Here is an 18,589-nt window from a genome sequence, read left to right as displayed (position 1 = left end):
TTGCCCTTAGGTTCGTAGTCAGCACGAAGCGTAGCATAAGCACCAAATTTCCGTAATTCTACGGTAGCGATCGCACCTCTTCATCTTGCTTAATCTTAATATCAGTAGAAATACGGAGTCTGAAACAGGGTGTCATGGTGAGATGCAGGCAAAGTCAACCACGTTGGGGAATTTGTGTCACAGCAGGAGTTGCGATCGCGTGGGTAGTATCCCATTGGACAACTCCTACCTTTGCCCAAGTTATTCCTGATTCTACTCTAGGAGTGGAACAGTCTGTGGTGACGCCGGATGTGATCATTCAGGGAATTCCCACCGATCAGATTGATGGGGGGGCGATTCGAGGGACAAATCTGTTCCACAGTTTCTCTGAGTTTAATGTGGGGGAGGGACAACGGGTTTATTTTGCCAATCCGACGGGAATTGATAATATTCTCAGCCGGGTTACGGGTAGGGATGTTTCGGATATTTTGGGAACCCTGGGGGTTAATGGTGGAGCAAACTTGTTTCTGATGAATCCCAATGGGATTGTTTTTGGTAAAAATGCCCAGTTGGATGTTCAGGGTGCGTTTGTGGCGTCTACAGCACAGCGTTGGGTGTTTGAGAATGGCACAGAATTTAGTGCAACGAACCCCCAAGCACCGCCATTACTAACGATTAACCTGACACCGGGATTGCAATATGGGTCAAATCATCAAGGCGCGATCGCAAGTTCTGGTGGTTTAGCTGTCGGAGGGGATTTAATTCTAGCGGGTCGAAATCTTGACCTAGAGAATCAGGTACAAGCTGGGGGGGATTTGACTCTATTGGCGACGGATACGGTGAAAGTGCGCGACAGTATAACGAATCCGTTTATTGCTTCAGCGATGGGTCAACTGTTGGTGCAGGGGAATCAAAGTGTTGATATTTTTGCCTTAAATCATCCCGATAGTGGGTTATTTTCCGGTGAGGATATGGTGCTGCGTTCTGTCAATACCGTTAGTGCGGATGCTCATTTCTGGAGTGGTGGGAATTTTCGCATTGAACAATTAGATAGCAGTTTAGGCAATTTGTCAAGTCCTGATGACCCAGTGATTCGCGCCAGTGGGGATGTGAGTTTTCAAGGCTACAGGGGAGGCTCACTGCACATATTAGCAGGGGGTCAAGTGGAGGTTGAAGGCGGTATTATCATCACGGGTGCAGATGCTATCAATGGTTTGAGTGAAAATGTGATCCTTTCTGATGGTACTTCAGTACCCATTAATGGTCAGACTCAACCAACGGTCGATATTAGAGCTGGCACTACGGCTTTTGGTATCCCAGGAATTATAGGGAATGGTTCGTTTGAACCTGCACCACCTGAGACGAATACATCTCCAACCGGTAGCGATATTCGGATTAGAGGTGGTATTGACATCAATGCTGAAGATGGCATTGTCTTATTAACCAATCAGTACCAACCTAATCCTTCATTATCTGGGGGAGTCATTAATGTGGGAGTAATTTTAACGAACGATACTGTGCAGTTTTCTGGTAACAGTGGTTCAGTATTTATTGACTCCAGAGGGGCGATTGAAGTCGGCAGGATTGATACGAGCAGCGGTTCTGGCAATGGTGGCTCAATCACTATTTTATCTGACCAAAGTATTACGTTTACCGGTGATGTTGACTCTTCGGTCAGGTCGGTTTCTGGTGTTGGTGGCGATATTCGTATTACTGCTCAAGATCAAGTTTCTCTCATAAACGCCAATACCTTGATCCGCAGCAATACGACTGGTCAGGGTAAGGGAGGTGATATTGACATTAATGCTAGGTCGCTTTCCCTCAGCAATGGGGCTGGAATCTTTACTGTAACTCAAAGTGAGGGCGAGGAGGCGGGTCAGGGAGGTAATCTCACAATTAATGCTACTGAATCTGTGGAATTAATCGGTGTAGGTCAACGGGAAAATAGCGATGATTATGTAGGTAGCAATTTGCAAGCCAGGACTTTGGGAGATGGTGATGCTGGAGATTTGACAGTAAACACAAGGCAATTAATTCTGCGAGATGGTGGTGAAATATCAACGGCTAATTGTGGAAACGGAGCAGTTAGTCGGTGTGGTAGAGCGCAGTCAGGAACATTGAGGGTGAATGCTTCTGAATTTATAGAATTGTCGGGTACACCAGACATAGAAAATCCTCGTCCCAGTGGTTTTTATAGTCAGAGTTTGCTTGATGGGGATGGCGGAGATATATTCATCGAAACAAGGCGATTGATTATCCGGGATGGGGCGCAAATTGCTGCGGCTGCTGAAGATACCAGTAGTGGTTCGAGTGGAAATATAACAGTGACAGCCTCAGATTCTGTAGAATTATTTGGCACAAGACCCGATGGGACCGCTGGCGGTGTTTATACTTTCACGCTTAGTTCTGGAGAAGGGGGAAAACTGACGATTAACACGAGACAATTCAGGGCGCAGGATGGAGCTTCTGTCGCTACGAGTACGAATGGCACAGGGAATGCAGGAGATTTGGAAATAAATGCATCCGAGTCTATGGAACTTATTAATGCCGAGGTTCGCGCCAGAACGACTTTAGATGTTATAGATGCGGGTGATGCTGGCAATTTGTCGATTAATACGAACCAGTTAACTGTGCGGGATGGCGGCTTAGTAACAGCTAGCACATTTGGTTCAGGTGAGGCGGGAACGTTAACAGTTAATGCGGATGATTTTGTCCAGGTTATTGGCACTTCCGCTAACGGTCAAACGTCCAGCCGTTTGTTTTTGGATTCTACGGGTAGCGGTAATGCTGGAGGATTGGAGATTAATACAGGAACATTAATTGTTCAAGAAGGAGGGCGAGTTTCTGCAACGACATCAGATCAAGGTCAGGCGGGAAATTTGATGGTTAATGCCGATTCTGTGCAAGTTATTGGTACGTCGGCGAATGGCGAATCAAGCAGCTTGTTATTTGATACGTCAGGTTCGGGCGATGCTGGAATATTAGATATCAATACAAACCGATTGGTGGTTCGAGATGGGGCGAGAGTTTCTGCTGTTACCTCTAGCATAGGTGAAGCAGGGAAACTGAATGTGACGGCGACTGAATCGGTTGAGGTTATTGGTACATCGGCTGATGGGACAACTCCCAGTCGCTTATTATTTGATTCGTCAGCTTCGGGAACGGGAGGAAATGCGGGAGAATTAACCATTGATACAAGTCGGTTAATTGTCAAAGATGGAGGATTGGTTTCAGCGACAACGGCGAATAGCGGGGAAGCCGGAAAACTAGCTGTAAATGCGTCTGAATCAGTAGAAGTTATTGGTACAGCTTCTGATGGAATCACTCCTAGTCGTTTATTGTTTGATTCCTTAGCCACAGAAACCGGGGGAAATGCAGGAGAATTAACCATTGATACGAGTCGGTTAATTGTCAAAGATGGAGGATTGGTTTCAGCGACAACGGCGAATACCGGGGAAGCGGGAAAATTAGCCGTGAATGCTTCTGAATCTGTGGAAATTAGCGGTGCGTCGGCGAATGGTCAAACGCCTAGCCGTTTAGTCTTCGATTCTTCGGGTTCCGGTAATGCGGGAGAGTTGAAGATAGACACCGAACGATTAGTTATCCAAGGCGGTGGACAAGTATCCGCGACAACCTTTGACTCCGGAGAGGGCGGAATTATAGACGTTAACGCTTCGGAATCGGTAGAGGTTAGGGGTACAGGAAGCGGCTTATATTTTGAGTCCCAAAGTTTGGCGAATGCTAGAGGAATCACCCTGAATACGGGTCGTTTAACCGTGGAAAATGGCGGACAATTAACTGTGAGTGGTAGCGGTTCTGGGACGTCCGGTGACTTGGAGATTACCGCTGATTCTATCTTTTTAATCAATCAAGGACGCCTGCGGGCAACGACAACTGCCAGTGAAGGGGGTAATATTCGTTTAGATGTGGCAGATTCTATTATTATGCGCTTCAATAGTGAAATTGCGGCTGAAGCGTTTGGGACTGCCAATGGCGGCAATATTACGATTAATGCTGGGGGAATTGTTTTTGCAATTCTCTCGGAAAATAGTGATGTCGTTGCTAATGCATTTGCGGGTCAAGGTGGGACGATTTCGGCGACGGCTTTACTGATTGAAGGGTTTCGCCAATTTGAAGACCGCCGCACTTCAGAGAGTGACTTCACCGCTAGTTCGGAATTGGGGATTGATGGGACAGAAGAAATTAATACTGAAACTCGACCTCAACCTGAACCTTTACCCCAGTTACAATCTGTAGACCCAATTGAACCAAGATGTCAAGTGGGTCAACGGCGTGGAAGTAATGAATTTATTATTTCCGGGCGCGGGGGTTTACCGCCCAATCCAATTAATAATGGTAGTTATAATCAGGGTTGGGTTGATTTCCGTGATCCGATAAGTTCGACAGAAAATCGGGTTAATTCAGGGGGAAATAATCCGCAAACGGCGACAAAATCAACTCAGATTATTGAAGCGCAAGGATGGATTATTAAGGAAAATGGAGAGGTAGAACTGGTGGCGACAGCACCGAATCCCACGCTGTATAGTTCCTGGCAAACCCCGATTTGTCCTGCACCTAATGAAGCGATTGTCCCGTAGGGGCGCAGGTCGCGTGCGCCCTGCACCAATGGTGTGCGCCCTTTCCCGGCGCACGCCCTGGATGGCTTCTAAAGATACTCAACACGCCCAACTATTTCCTTGGGGGTATAAACTTCATAAATCAGCACCAAACTTTCAATAATTTGTCCAATCGAACGAGTTCCTTGTTGACAATAAGCAATACCCGGATGATCGCTGGTCAAACTAGCAATTCTCAAAAAATCATCATCTTGAGTAAAAAGTACTCGTTCCTCTTGACAAATAAATGCTAACTGCGCCTGATCACTTTGAGTACGTAAACCAACTTCAACTGTTGTTGTCACATCAATACCCCGACGACGTAACTCACGAGCAATAACAGATTTAACCTGCTCATCTAAGTGAAATCGAATCCGATTACTCACCGCGAATAGCTCTCAACTTTTCTTGGAGAGGGGAAGGAGGACTATTGCGCTTCATTTGTTTAACATAAGCTTCACTTTCGGCTGTATGACCGTCAATTTCTTCCCGATGATCGTAATAATACGCAATAGCAGCATAAACAGATGCCAAGGATAAATCATACTCCTGAGCAATATCTTCTAGAGATTCCCCCATCTCTAGATAGAGTTTTGCAATAGTAGCCACTGGCATTCTTGTACCAGCAATGCGAGGTTTACCGAAGCAATAGTCAGGATCGATGGCAATATGTTCTGTGCTTATGGATTGAAGCCGCATGTTGTCGTCTTTGGCAAGAATAATACTTTAGTGATTCTATCATATTATGTGTACAGTAGAGAGAGGAGTTCTCCGATCGCCAAGTTATGATTACACCCCAGTCTGTATGGCACCATCTGAAACTATTCCTTAAATATGGGCTTATTGGTATCTGTTTCACTCTATTGATTGGCTTGGGTCAAACTTATCTCACTCGTCAATCGGCACTCAGTACAGAACCCCCGCGAATTCTTAGCCAAAGTCCTATCGTTGATATAAATACTTTAATTCAACAAGGTCAACGTTATTATAAAAACGGACAATTTACTCAGGCGGCAAGTCTCTGGCAAGAAGCTACATCCCAATTGGCTGATGAAGGGAATCAACTCCAACAAGCGAGAGTCTTAAGCTATCTGGCTTTGGCTTTTCAACAATTAGGGAAATGGCAAGAGGCGAAAGACGCGATCGCGACAAGTTTAAACCAACTGCAATCTCTGCCAAATTCCCCAGAAAAAAGCCTGATATTGGCTCAAGTTCTTAACAATCAAGGGCATCTACAACTCTCTCTGGGAAACGCTGCTGATGCTCTAAAAACCTGGGAAAAGGTACATCGCCTCTATACCCGCTTGGGAGATGAAACCGGAAGCATTGGCAGCTTAATTAACCAAGCTCAAGCCTTGCAAACTTTAGGACGGTTACGGGAGGCATTTAAAAGTTTAACTCAGGCAACATTGCACCTGCAAAGTCAACCCGACTCTTTGCTTAAATTTACGGCTTGGTCTCATTTGGGAGAATTGCTGCGGGTTGTGGGTAACTCTAATTATTCAGATCCCAATTGGTCGCCATTAAAACAGTATTTTAAGTTAGATGATTTAACCAACTTAGAACAAGCCAGAAAATTGTTAGATAAAAGTTTGACTCTGGCGCAAAAATTGGAAAATCCCCAAGCCATTGCTGAGGCTTATTTCCGGTTAGGCAACTGGGCAAATGATACCTATAATCACCAGCGCAGTCTCTACGAAAGAACTCGCCCCTCTCTACAGAACATTCAACCTGTTATGGATGCTGTTGCCCAAGCTGCCGATTATTATCAACAGGCAATAACTCGATCAAATTCGTCCCTAATTCCCATCCAATCTCAGCTAAATCACCTGAGTATTTTGCTCAATACCCAAAACTGGTTGCTCAATCAGCGTCACTGGTCAAATGCTCAGACATGGTGGCAGGAAAAGATTGAGCCACAACTCCCGAATTTAATCCAAATTCAAACTCAAATTACCACATTACCCACCAGTCACACTGCCATTGATTGCCAAATTCAGTTCTCCCAACTTCTAGTTACCTTAAAGCAAATTCAGCAAACGGTTAGCCAAAACGCGGCACAATTTCCCCAACTTCATCGCCACATATTTTGGCAAAAGATGGACACCGTATTAACCACAACGTTTGACAAAAATAAACAAATTATTCAACAAGCCCACGATTTAGATGATCGGCGAAGCGAGGCGTATGCGACAGGAATTAGTGGTAAACTATACGAGTCTAATCAGAATATTCAAGATGCCCAAAATTTAACTAATCAAGCCATTCAAATTAGTCAATCAATTCAGGCGTGGGATATTGCCTATCAATGGCAATGGCAACTGGGGCGTTTGCGAAAATCCCAGGGAAAGATTGAAGGGGAATTGGGTGCGATCGCGGCATATCAAGCCGCCGTTAATACAGTCAATACGATTCGCCCAGATTTAGCTACCCTTAACCCTGATGTTCGCTTTTCCTTTCGAGATGAAATTGAACCGATTTATCGAGAATTAATCGATTTGCTTTTACGAGATGAAACGCCATCGCCTCAAAACTTAATTCAAGCCAGAGAGGTTTTAGCGCAACTGCAATTAGCCGAATTAGAGAACTACTTACAAGAAGCCTGTGCGCCATCAACCCCGGCTTTAATTGACCAAATTGTAGACGAACACGCCCCCAATACGGCGGTTATTTATACCATTCTTTTAGATGATCGATTAGAAGTCATTCTCAAACTACCCCAGCCATCGGAATGTAACGACATTACCGACGACAAATGTCAACAATGTAGAGACGTTGCATGCAACGTCTCTACACCCTGGCGCGTCTCTAAAATTAATCCCAGTCATTCTAAATCTGCAACCCACCCAACCTTACAACACCATCGCGTCAAGCTTTCCCCCCGTCAAATAGAAGAAACTGTCGATCAACTCCGCGCTCAACTTATCAATCCCCAGCGTAGTTCTCGCTATACTCAAGAAATTCAAAATACATCTCAACCGATCTATAATTGGTTAATTGCTCCCTTTGAAACTCAGCTTAAAACTAATGGGATAAACACCTTAGTTTTCGTCCTAGATGGAGCCTTACAAACCGTTCCTATGGGAGTGCTTTGGGATGGGAACCAGTATCTAGTTGAAAAGTATGCGATCGCGCTGAATCGAGAACCCCAGTTACTCGCCCCTGTACCCCTCTCCCAGCAACCCTTACAGACGCTGGCGTTTGGATTATCTCAGGTGCGATCAGATTTCGCCCCCCATCAAAGCTTTCAACCCCTCGCCAATGTTGAAGTAGAATTATCACAAATTCCCTCAGATGTCAAGCTACTCAATGATGCATTTACCAGTCAAGCCCTGCAAACTCAAATCAACGCCCGTCCCTTTTCCATTGTTCACTTCGCCACCCACGGACAATTTAGTTCTAATCCCAATGAAACCTTTATTTTGGCATGGGATAAACGGATTCAGGTGAATGAATTAAGTCACTATCTCAAAAGTCGCGAAGAAAGTTTACCTGATCCGATTGAACTGTTAGTGTTGAGTGCTTGTCAAACCGCCAATGGGGATACTCGTGCGACATTAGGGCTGGCGGGAATAGCGGTTCGTGCTGGGGCGCGGAGTACAATTGCTACGTTATGGGAAGTGAATGATAAATCAACCACTGATTTTATTCGGTTACTCTATCAACAGTTAACCAATTCTACGGAACCGATGAGCAAAGCGGAAGCGATACAGATGGTTCAGAAGGAATTTTTAAAGAATGCGAATTATCAGCATCCTTATTATTGGGCACCCTTTGTATTAATCGGAAATTGGCTCTCGTTGTTTCCAGGATGAATTTGTCGTGGTGTAGCGCACCTAATTTAATAGGTTAAAACTGTAGGGGCGCAAGGCTTGCGCCCATTCAACCTGTAAAATCTATTTCACAGCTGATGGTTTGGTTATTGGTGTCAGGATTATGTTTTTTTAACGCAGAGAACGCAGAGGTTAACGCAGAGGTACGCAGAGAGGGTTTGTAGTTGTTAGGCAATTTTTTAGATTGTCAGGTAAGGGGTAAGGTGTGAGGATGTTCTCTACTGTTTTTCCAAGGTGCAGCAGGGAAGAATCGGCTTTTCGGTAAGCTGTTCCCAACCAATAAATTCTAATAAATCTGCCCACGCTGGCTCGGTTTCCTGGGGCTTTTGGCGGTGAAGGTTAGCTAATTCGGTGACGGTATCAAACCATAAACCGTTTTGAGCATAAATGATAACTTTGTCTTGGGGAGTATCACCGTTCAAGGGTGTCTCAACCTCTACCCGTTTAATCCAGCCATCAACAAAAAAGTTAGGCGCGGATGCTTGAGTTTGGCAATAGAGTTTCAGTGACCAATAATACCATTTACCTGGTTCTAGTGGGGGTTCACTGGTGGGAATAGTTAGGCTAACAATTCCGGGAGTTTGGGGTAGATTGAATTGAAAGCTGGATTGGTAATCCGCTTCATTTTCGATGCTAAATTGGGCGATTTGAGCTGATGTTGCTGTTGCTGGAAGATAAAACCAAAATCTCGGATGTTTACTCTTGGTTAATCCCCAAACATGAGTTTCTGATAAGCTGATCCCGGGTTTTTCAATGGCGGGGACAAAGGCGACTAATTGATTATCGGTTTCGGAGGGCTGTGCGTCACAAGGTCCACGGGTTCCTGAATCCGATTGTTGACCTGGTGTGTCTTTATCCGGTGGGGGTGGCGGTTGGTTAAAGATGAGGGCGTCGAGGGGCGATCGCTGGGCGATGATCACAATGGGTATAATGGCGAGGTTGAATAGTTTGTTGGTCATTGGTTATTTGTCCTTTTTATTTGTTTTTTGTTAGAGTGTAGTCACTATTTGAGGCTTGTAAAAGGCTAAGGTTCCTTTACTACAAACAATTAAGGCAACAGCGGATGGTACAATGGGTATCCAATACCCGTTAATTAATAAGACTAAACTGAGTCCTGATAATAAAACTAATGATGTACCGATGGCGAGGATCTGGTATCGGCGTTTTTGGATGAAGCCAACTAATAATCCGCCGACTAAGGAACATCCCCCAATCCACAATACGTCACTCCAGAAATGTCCTGGTTGAATTAAGGAACGTTTATCCAGTACCGCGCTGAGAATCTGACTCACCCCATGCGCCTGAATTTCTAAGCCGCGCATTTCTCCGTAGGGGGTATGGAAGCTATCTTTTATGCTGGTGGCGGTAACTCCAATTAATATTACCCGATCCTTGACCCATTGGGGATCAATTTCATCTTGGAGAACTTCTGTCAGTGTCACGGATTGGGCGATGGGTTGAACCGCACGGTAGTTGAGCAGGATTTGTTGACCTCTAGAATCATAGCGTTGATATCCGCCAGCACGGGGTTTTAAATCGGCAAAAATAATATCTCTAAGCTGTAAGTTGCCGTTTTTGGCGGTAAATGTTGGTAATATATTCTCGGCGGCTAAATAGCGAAACGCGAGTTGAACATTAAGGGCGTAGGGCGTGAGACAGGGTGAGGTTGAGCTAACCCTTTGATATAATAACTGACGCCGTAGTGGACCGGTTTCGGTGTTTTTGCTGTCCACTAATACATTACTAAAGCCGAGATTTTGCCACGGAATATCGGGGAAAGACGCGGTTCCTTTATCGCTTTCACTGCTAACTTTACAGATATGAATCACCCGATTGGTTTGGCGCAGATAGGTGGGTAAATCGGTGGATGATTCTCGCCGTGCGTCGCGATAATGAATTGGGTTATCTCGATAGATGTCTAAGCCAATCACTCGCGGTTGCATCGATTCCAGTTTCTGCAATAATTTGACTAGCACGTCATCGGATAAAGGATGGCGGTATTTGTTGATATCGGCTTCGGTTATTTTCACCAGCAATAGACGCGAGTCTAAGGCTTCGGTTGGGCGCAACCGGATCAATCCATCCAACCCTTGCAATTCTAACCCTTGTAATAAACCCAGCGATCGCACCCCAATCACTACAACGCTGACAACCCCACTGATGGCGGGAATTGTCCAAGCTGGGGTCTTGACAGAATGCTCAACTTGTGCTGGAAGTTGGGTGTTGACCCATTGGCGATTAAAGATCGATTTATAGATAGGGTTATGAACTCTGAGTTTACCCTGACGTTGAATCACCAACCCCGATAGCAGCAATTCCTGTTGTTCGTGACTCTCATCGGCGAGGATTTCCCCCCGTTGTAAGATTTGCTGATAGAGGCGGAGTAACGCTGTTGCACCATGGTGACTGAGGAGGATGCGATCGCGTATGGTTCTCAGATGTTCGGGATGATCCGTGAATTCCCAGTTTACCAGAATCTGCGATCGCACGATTTGTTTCACGAATTCCCATTCATTGGTGTCGGGGCAAATTTTACCCATAACGCTTCTCGATAAAACCCCAAACGCAACCCAACCTGCCCGACTTATCGCCAGGGTTTTCCCCATAAAATTATCGCCGAAATCGATAACTCGCCTCAACCCATCCTTGTCGATAACACTGTCTAACTGAGAGTCACAGGACAGTTGCACCAACTGACACAATTTTTGCGTCAGAAACGGTTGACCCGCCGTCCAATATAATATCGCTTCCAGCACCTTTCGCGGATGCTTAACCCTTCCTTCAAACCCTTTGGTTAAAATCAGCGCTTCATCCAGTTTAAACCCCTGTAATTCAATCGCTTTACCAATATTAAACGGTGTTTTGGTTTTATCTTGGATTAAATCCGATGGACTGGCTACCCCCAATAATGCAAAGGTTAAACGCTGACATCGCCTCTTTGTATCTCGTCCATTATAGTAAGCTCGAATCAGAGCAAAAAAATCATCGCTTGGAAAGGATAAACTCAGCGTAATATCAATTTCATCAATAAAAATAACTAAATTTTGAGTAATAATATCCAGCACAACCGCTTCAATAAACTCCCCCAACCGCTGCACAGGCGATAAGGAGTCATGATCATCCCACCACTGTCGCCATTTGACGCGCTTCGCTAGTCGCAATTCACTAACTAAACGATAAGCAATTCCCTTATACCATTGCTGTTCATTCGCCTGACGCCCAATGCGAGTTAAATCAACCACCGCACAGGCAATTCCTGCGGCTTCCAGGCGTTTTTTGGTTTGCACTCGTAAACTAGATTTACCCATTTGTCGGGAATTTAGCACATAGCAAAATTCTCCTGCTTTTAATCCTTGATAAAGTTCTTGATCAGCAGAACGCATCACATAACTCGTCGCAGTCGGCGGTAAACTTCCGCCAACATGATAGTCATTTGTCATTTATCATTCACCCTCCCTCGTTCCCAGATCTGAAAAGGGAATGCCATTGGCGAGGCTTCGCCTCCCGTCAAAGGCTAAAGCCTTTACTACGAACATTAATTAATCCTCCGCCCAATTCGCCAATCGAGAGCCAAAATAGTCACGATAAAGATCACATCGGATTCTTACCTTGTTTCCAGTTAAATGCACCAGTCCCAAACTTTCAAGCTGATAGGCAAGTTTTGACGCCAATTCTACACCATTGCTTGCCTCCACCACCTTCTTTAGTGCCGGAATCAATGCTGGATTATCCTGCAACTCTCGCCAAATCTTTCGCAAATAATTTCCATAAATCCCCGAATCCGTCGCCGCTTCATTGAATAGCCTTTCGATTGTGGTATTTCGGAAAGTTTTGAGTCCAACTAACGCTTGCTTAATTAAGCCCGGATGTCCTCCCACCCTATTAATTAATAAACTGGCATCAGCCTTACTTAATACCTGCCCATGCTGTTGTGCTAATTCAGTTACTTGTTCGGCTGTCAATTCGGGTAGAGGAACGGTTAATCCTACATTAAACGGCGAATGATTAATATCCAGCGGAATATAAGCTTCTGTCGAATGAGACACAATTAATCGCAGTTTTTGCCAATTATCGATAATTTTACTATCTTCATGCCATGCCCGCAGCATACCGAAAAAGTCTTGGGCAATAGGCAAATGAGGAAAAAGGCGATCAACCGTATCCAATCCTAAAACCAGGGGACTATCGATTTGCTCTAATAAATAGTCCTGAAAATAAGCTGAGCAGTTATCATTACTACTGAGATCCCCATCCCAATATTCCTGGATTTGTAGCGGTTTTTGTAGTTGACGACTGACATTAATACACAACCAACGCAAAAATTGATCCAGATCTTGCACCACCGATTCTTCCGGTTGACATAAATTTAAATAGACTTTGCGATATCCTTGTTGTTGAGCCAAATTCAAAACTCTTGCCATTAACTCCGTCTTCCCCATTTGCCGTGGTGCCTTAATCCGAATCAATGCACCCGGTTCACAAATAGTTTGATAACAGAGGGATTCAATCGGGGGGCGTTCGACGTAAGGATGATTCGCCATTGGAGAGGGGTGAGGAAAAGCCGTTGCTTTTATCACTCCTTTGCCATCGCCTTGACAGAGCATATACCCTTTTTTTAGCCAATCTCGGACAATCTTAAATTTTCCCTTTTTATCAGTATTAAGCTGAGGGCAACTGGTAACCAAATGAGTATAAACTCCCTTTCCCAGTCGCCGTTGCAGCGTCACTTCACTAATATTCAAATCCTGCGCCACCTGAATATCAGAGCGTGGCAAATTTCGTTCAGTAAACCGAACCAGGAAAGCTTGTCGCTCATCTTCTCCAAACAGATCATGAGCATCAGCGACTCGTTTTAGAAATGCATCCCACAACATATAGCAAATTCCGTGTAAGGTAACGGGTAGGGGCAGGTTTAGCCTATAACCAGAGGATACCACCGATAACTTCTCCACAAAACCCGCCCGGATTCAAAACGGTGATACCTTTTGATACCTTTTGATACTTTTCGATACCTTTTGATACTTTCTGTAAATTTCAATGCAATAGGTTAGCGGGCAAATTGATAGGTTTCAGGGGGTTAGGGCTGGCAAGTTTGCCCTTTAATAAGGATAGTCTGAAAATCTACTGATTGGAGCTAGGCAAGAATGATAACGCCGGATTCCCTATTTTCTGGCAAAGGACAAATGGCAAATTATGATCCTGAGTTTGTATCGGTTTACAAATAAAATGCCAACCTATGTACAAAATGGAGTATTCTATAGTCAGTGAATTCCGAAAATGGATTACTCAAGTCAACCACAAAGTCATATTCATAGCCGTAGGGTGTGTTAGCGAAGCGTAACGCACCGCTATTAAAGCCCTAGTCAACAACGGTCAAATTCTTCCCTCTAGATAAGCCCAAAATCAGATAGTGGGCGAGGGCGGGTTTTAATCATTAAATTATCTTTAGAGTGTCAAAGTTTTTCCTGAAACCTGCCCCCACCAATCTAACTACAGGTGTTTCCGTTGCAAAATTCCAGATACCTATTTGCATTCAACAGAAACGCTTATTCCACCGATAATCGGTTCAAGGAGAAAACGATGTCTAATAGTAACACACCATTACTTGCCACAAAACTGATCAGTTTAACCGCTGCACTTGGCTTAATTGTTACCACAGGAGAAGCCGCAAAAGCCGCCACATTAAGAGCGTTAAATGAAGGAGATATTCTCAATGTATCGGCTGAATGTCTCAACGATGGTGGAGCGCTAGTGATCGAAGAAAACCCCAAGGATGACTATGACTGGCAAAATAGTGAAGATTCCCCCAATGATGGCGTTGATGGCGATATCATTGGCGGCAAAGATAATCGCTATGAACTCTACGGGATGTCTGTCAAGGAAACAGTCGATAGCATTTTTGTTGTCCTCAATGGCAATATGCCTTTAACCGGTGTAGAGGGAACTGGCGCTGATGACAGTAATACGGGTTGGGGTGACTTATTCATAAACTTGACAGATCAAGACTTTACCACAGCTAGCGAAGTCGGTGATTTATTTGCCGTTCGTTTCTCTCCCAACAGTGATTCAGGCGCACCTAAAGTTGGTCTATATGCCAATGTCACCGCCAAAAGTGTTACAAAAGAAAACAATGGTTTTGGCAGCCTAGAAGCCTATAATAATGCTGTAGTTACCCGAAACTGTATTCCCGGTTTATGTGAACCCAGTTTTGGTGATTTACCTGCCACAACAACCTATTTTGATCAAGGTCAAAGTCTCAATTCTATTGCATCGGGAGAGTTTATTGCCGATATTATTTATCTGAGCGATTCTGATTTAATAACGGCAGGTTACGACTTAGATAAGTTTGATGGCAATTACAATATTGGCTTTAAGTTTGACAAATCCGGTATTTGCGAACGGGATTACTGTGAGTCTGTACCTGAACCGAGTACAGTCTTTGGGTTAGCCACCGTAGGCTTAATTTTTTCCAGTCAAATTCGTAAGCGTCGTCGGATGTAAACAAGTAGAGACGTTGCATGGAACGTCTCTACTTTTCGGTTGCACCCAGATTGAACTAAACCCGCCCCGACGCAGGTTTCTAGGCTTCCCGTGAAAAGTTAGAGTCTTGAGCAAAGTTTCCTAGCCGTCGTTAATGACAGTTTCCAAGGAGGGATAAAGACAATGATTTTAATTCGGCAAATTGTCCAACAAGCTATCACCAATGGTTATCTTAGCGTTGAAGCAGAAGACCAACTCCGGCAATTACTACAAACCACGAAATATGGTTTAGAAGACATCAACGCCTTTATGAAATTACAACAAGCCGTAATTGCGGGAATGGTGCGGCAAAAGTCGCGAGAATTGAGCGCTGAAACAACATAGAATACAGGGTAGGGCGCAGGTTTGTCTTATGTGTCAACTTGAGCTTCAAAAAGAAAGCGATACCTTGATCTGACCCCACCCTAACCCTCCCCTGATCAACCCCACCCTAACCCTCCCCTTATAAAGGGGAGGGAACCGGGAGGGAACCGGGAGGGAACAAGGAACTAATTCATGTTCGTAGGGGCACGACACTGTCGTGCCCTTATACCAGTTTTATCTTACGCCGAGAATAAATGGTCGATATCCTTATTTTATCCAAATTACCTAAAAATCAATCATCCCCACCCCCGTTATAATTCAGTCCGCGCAGGCGGACTTGGTTTGTGTAGCAGCGATTTCAATCGCCCCCTCAAAAAGGGGGTAACTTTCACACTCCCCACCGCCAGGTTGTGATACCTTCTGATACCTTCTGATAGCAATAACCAGATTGAACTTGATACCTTGCGGGGGGTTCTGCGCCAAGAAACCCCTTTTTAATGAATATAGTTCTAGATCATGATTTTAAGGACAATAATGCTATGAACCGTTTAGATGTAGCGACAAGCAAACAGACAGCCACTGTACCGTCTACAGCATCCAGCACCAAGGCGCGATCGCACAATCCTGTTTTCCGATGGCTGACGAGTTTTTGGAATGGTTTATTCGGGTCAAAATCACCACCCCATCACCAATCCCTCGATGACAAGTCTCCCGTATTGCTACAAGCGTTTATCCTCGAACCCATGTACACCCCCAGTGGTTTGGTGGATGGCATTGATGATACACCCGACTTAGCGACAATGGACATTGATACCCTCGAACTCCCAGAATTGGGTGAGGATTGGGATATCTCAGATGAGGATAGTCAAACCTTTAGCCATGGGGATGGGGATGTCGATTTAATCCCAGAAGATACCGCTGATAGCATTGCCGAAACGACGCCAGAGACGCCACTTTTAACGGATCAACTTGAAGATATTCCCTTTATCAATCCCCCGTTTGAGTCTGGCACATTCACCGTCGGTAAAACCGGAGACGTGAGTATTGATTTCCTCTTTGATGGGGGTAGCTATCAGGGAGAATTAGCCATCTTTAGCTTAGATGGCATGGATGAATTTGAACCCGGTTCAGAGGAATTTATCCAGGAAGCCGCCTCTCGTGCGTTGAGTGATTCAGAATTAGGTCATATAGCCATTGCGGATCAAACTGAAGGCGCACGGTTTTCTGATGAACTCGCAGAAGTTAATGATAACGCTGGCGACTATTTGGGTGTAAAAACATTCCAAATGCGTCCAGGAGATGAATTTGGCGTGATGCTAGTACCCAATGGTACGGTGCAGCAGGTATTTGATAACCCGGATACGGGGGGTACAATACGTCCTCTATTTTCCATGGCAACCGCGAATCCAGAAGATGCCTTCCATACTGGACAAATCGCTGATGTCACGGGCGATGGTAGCACGTTTGTTATGGAAGATTTGCGCGTAGATGCTGATTGGAATGACCAGGATTATAACGATATTGTTTTCCAGGTGCGGGGGGCTACAGGTAAAGCCGCGTTGATGGATGATGTGGTTGACCCCAATCACGATTGGCGCGGTACAGATATGGGTGAGGCATTGACAACTTATGCCAGACCTTATATTACTCCAGATACGCCTGATGATGGTGGACTATTAACCGATGAATTAGTCGGAGAATCTCCAACTGATGATACTTTAGTCGATGAGAGTGAAATCGTCACCGAACCCACGACTGAAGAATCAACGGATGTTGTTATCGATGAACCTGTTAACACCAGTGAAATTGTCACCGAACCCACAACAGCTTCTGAACTCGCTGAACCTGTCCAGTATGAGTTTCCTCCCGAAAATCAGCCGTTAGTCGGCATTATTGATACAGGTTTCAGTGACAATAATCCTGATATTGACTATAGCCAAATCAGTTTAGGGCAAGACCGCATTGATGGCGATAATAACCCTCTGATAGAAGCTGGTGAGGGCAATGAACATGGCACTCATGTCTTAGGAATTATTGGGGCGACTCAAGATAACGATATTGGCATTGAAGGGATTAATGATGATGCGCCGCTTTGGGTTGGGCGTGCTGTTGGTTCTGGCAAGTGGGCAGAATCATTAGTGGAATTTGTCGATGCGGCGCGAGAATCGGGACAACCCAATGCTGTGGTTAATCTGAGTTTAGATTTAACCCAAATTGATGCCAATGGGGAGGTATTGACTCGTTATGAGTTTACCCCAATAGAACGGGCGGCGATTGAGTATGCGCGTCAGAATAATGTGATGCTGGTGGTGGCGGCTGGCAATGATGGGGATGTGATGTCGGTATTAGGACAGGCTTCTCAGGAGTTTGACAATATCCTCACCGTGGGGGCTGCCGAACAGTTTGACCCTGAAACGTCGGTTTGGAAGGGGGCTAACCGCACGGATTATTCCAGTTATGGTCATGGGTTGGATGTAATGGCTTATGGCGGAACTGCGGATAATCCTAGGTTGTCCTTGACTGGGGAAGGAACTAGCGGTATGGCTGGGACTTCTGTAGCCACGGCGAAGGTGACGGGGGCGGTGTCCCAGGTTTGGGCGGCGAATCCTGAGTTGAGTTACCGCCAAGTGGTTGAGATTATTAAGAATACAGCCACGGATTTGGGTGCAACTGGGTTTGACCTGGAAACAGGTGCTGGCTTGTTGAATATAGCGGCGGCGGTTCACTTGGCGAAGGTCACGAAGCCGGAAGTTAGTGAGAAAAATTTACAGTTTATTCCGTTGACATGGAGTGGGGAAGGTTTAGTGACTCCAATGGAGCGAGCAGCAGACCCTGATGCTTCCAGTTCTGGGTCAAGTCAAGTTTCTAATAGTTTCAGTCCAGTCGGGACGTTTAGTGATTTCTTGAATGTTTTTGGCAATGCACAAAGTTCAGGTTTTACAATTTTTTTAAGAAAAGTTTTTGATAAGTTTTATATTCAAGACAAACACAAGAATCAAGGACTCGTGGGGCATCTCCTTTTTCAAACTCATCGAGCATTGGATAATCGTATTGCTACGCGATATTCAAGCGATGGTAAAAATTGGTCAGCCTGGAAAAAGGAAAACATACCTAATGAAGTAACCTACTATCAGCCTGTAGTTGCAAAACTGAATGGTGTTGCTTACCAGTCTCATGTTGGTAAGGACAATCAAATTTATACTCGTTCTTCCACTAATGGCATTAACTGGACAGCCTGGAAAAAGCCTAATATTCCCAATGAAGAAACAAACCATGCAGTTGCTATGGCAGACTTCAACGGAAGACTTTACCAGTCTC

At 44.9% G+C, this 18,589-nt stretch carries 10 protein-coding genes; 5 read left to right on the top strand and 5 right to left on the bottom strand.

From position 1 onward, the window contains the following. Window positions 1-134 precede the first annotated feature (134 nt). Window positions 135-4,577, top strand: coding sequence for a two-partner secretion domain-containing protein (locus RID09_RS24400; RefSeq protein WP_446338509.1), 4,443 nt, complete (start codon window positions 135-137; stop codon window positions 4,575-4,577). Window positions 4,578-4,645: 68 nt separating this feature from the next. Here the strand turns inward: RID09_RS24400 and RID09_RS24395 are convergent, their stop codons facing one another. Both RID09_RS24395 and RID09_RS24390 read right to left on the bottom strand, forming a co-directional pair. Continuing rightward, window positions 4,646-4,981: a DUF5615 family PIN-like protein gene (locus RID09_RS24395; protein ID WP_446338508.1), complete on the bottom strand. Its 336-nt coding sequence runs from the start codon at window positions 4,979-4,981 to the stop codon at window positions 4,646-4,648. Beyond that, the gene (locus RID09_RS24390) at window positions 4,974-5,294 is read right to left on the bottom strand and encodes a DUF433 domain-containing protein (RefSeq protein ID WP_446338507.1); all 321 of its coding nucleotides are present in this window, start codon (window positions 5,292-5,294) and stop codon (window positions 4,974-4,976) included. The genes RID09_RS24395 and RID09_RS24390 overlap by 8 nt, the downstream gene beginning before the upstream one ends. 86 nt (window positions 5,295-5,380) lie before the next feature. Here RID09_RS24390 and RID09_RS24385 point away from each other — a divergent pair, with 86 nt between their 5' ends. Further along, window positions 5,381-8,410, top strand: a complete 3,030-nt coding sequence (locus RID09_RS24385; RefSeq protein WP_446338506.1) for a CHAT domain-containing protein — start codon at window positions 5,381-5,383, stop codon at window positions 8,408-8,410. Window positions 8,411-8,646: 236 nt separating this feature from the next. Here the strand turns inward: RID09_RS24385 and RID09_RS24380 are convergent, their stop codons facing one another. The 3 genes from RID09_RS24380 to RID09_RS24370 form a co-directional block, all read right to left on the bottom strand. After that, on the bottom strand, window positions 8,647-9,387 hold the full coding sequence (locus tag RID09_RS24380; protein WP_446338505.1) for a DUF928 domain-containing protein: 741 nt from the start codon (window positions 9,385-9,387) through the stop codon (window positions 8,647-8,649). 30 nt (window positions 9,388-9,417) lie between these two features. After that, window positions 9,418-11,868, bottom strand: coding sequence for a CHASE2 domain-containing protein (locus tag RID09_RS24375; protein ID WP_446338504.1), 2,451 nt, complete (start codon window positions 11,866-11,868; stop codon window positions 9,418-9,420). Between the two features lie 99 nt (window positions 11,869-11,967). After that, the gene (locus RID09_RS24370; protein ID WP_446338503.1) at window positions 11,968-13,365 is read right to left on the bottom strand and encodes an AAA-like domain-containing protein; all 1,398 of its coding nucleotides are present in this window, start codon (window positions 13,363-13,365) and stop codon (window positions 11,968-11,970) included. Between the two features lie 643 nt (window positions 13,366-14,008). Between RID09_RS24370 and RID09_RS24365 the strand changes: the two genes are divergently transcribed. The 3 genes from RID09_RS24365 to RID09_RS24355 all read left to right on the top strand — a co-directional run. Then, complete coding sequence (locus RID09_RS24365; protein ID WP_446338502.1) at window positions 14,009-14,929, top strand: PEP-CTERM sorting domain-containing protein; 921 nt, start codon at window positions 14,009-14,011, stop codon at window positions 14,927-14,929. A gap of 162 nt (window positions 14,930-15,091) precedes the next feature. Then, window positions 15,092-15,292 carry a hypothetical protein gene (locus RID09_RS24360; RefSeq protein WP_446338501.1) on the top strand — a complete coding sequence of 67 codons (201 nt, stop codon included), beginning with the start codon at window positions 15,092-15,094 and terminating at the stop codon, window positions 15,290-15,292. Window positions 15,293-15,810: 518 nt separating this feature from the next. Continuing rightward, the coding region (locus RID09_RS24355; protein WP_446338500.1) for a S8 family serine peptidase at window positions 15,811-18,589 on the top strand (2,779 nt) is incomplete at its 3' end.

Source organism: Coleofasciculus sp. G1-WW12-02 (assembly GCF_040219735.1).
Taxonomy (GTDB): Bacteria; Cyanobacteriota; Cyanobacteriia; order Cyanobacteriales; family Coleofasciculaceae; genus Coleofasciculus.
The sequence above is the reverse complement of the archived record's forward strand: the minus strand, read 5'-3'. Positions and strand labels throughout refer to the sequence as shown.

What these genes read in the sequence shown, in the direction of transcription:
- RID09_RS24365 (WP_446338502.1), top strand. Translation starts at nt 14,009, where the DNA reads ATGTCTAATAGTAACACACCATTACTTGCCACAAAACTGATCAGTTTA.
- RID09_RS24360 (WP_446338501.1), top strand. Translation starts at nt 15,092, where the DNA reads ATGATTTTAATTCGGCAAATTGTCCAACAAGCTATCACCAATGGTTAT.
- RID09_RS24380 (WP_446338505.1), bottom strand. Translation starts at nt 9,387, where the DNA reads ATGACCAACAAACTATTCAACCTCGCCATTATACCCATTGTGATCATC.
- RID09_RS24390 (WP_446338507.1), bottom strand. Translation starts at nt 5,294, where the DNA reads ATGCGGCTTCAATCCATAAGCACAGAACATATTGCCATCGATCCTGAC.
- RID09_RS24385 (WP_446338506.1), top strand. Translation starts at nt 5,381, where the DNA reads ATGATTACACCCCAGTCTGTATGGCACCATCTGAAACTATTCCTTAAA.
- RID09_RS24400 (WP_446338509.1), top strand. Translation starts at nt 135, where the DNA reads ATGGTGAGATGCAGGCAAAGTCAACCACGTTGGGGAATTTGTGTCACA.
- RID09_RS24375 (WP_446338504.1), bottom strand. Translation starts at nt 11,868, where the DNA reads ATGACAAATGACTATCATGTTGGCGGAAGTTTACCGCCGACTGCGACG.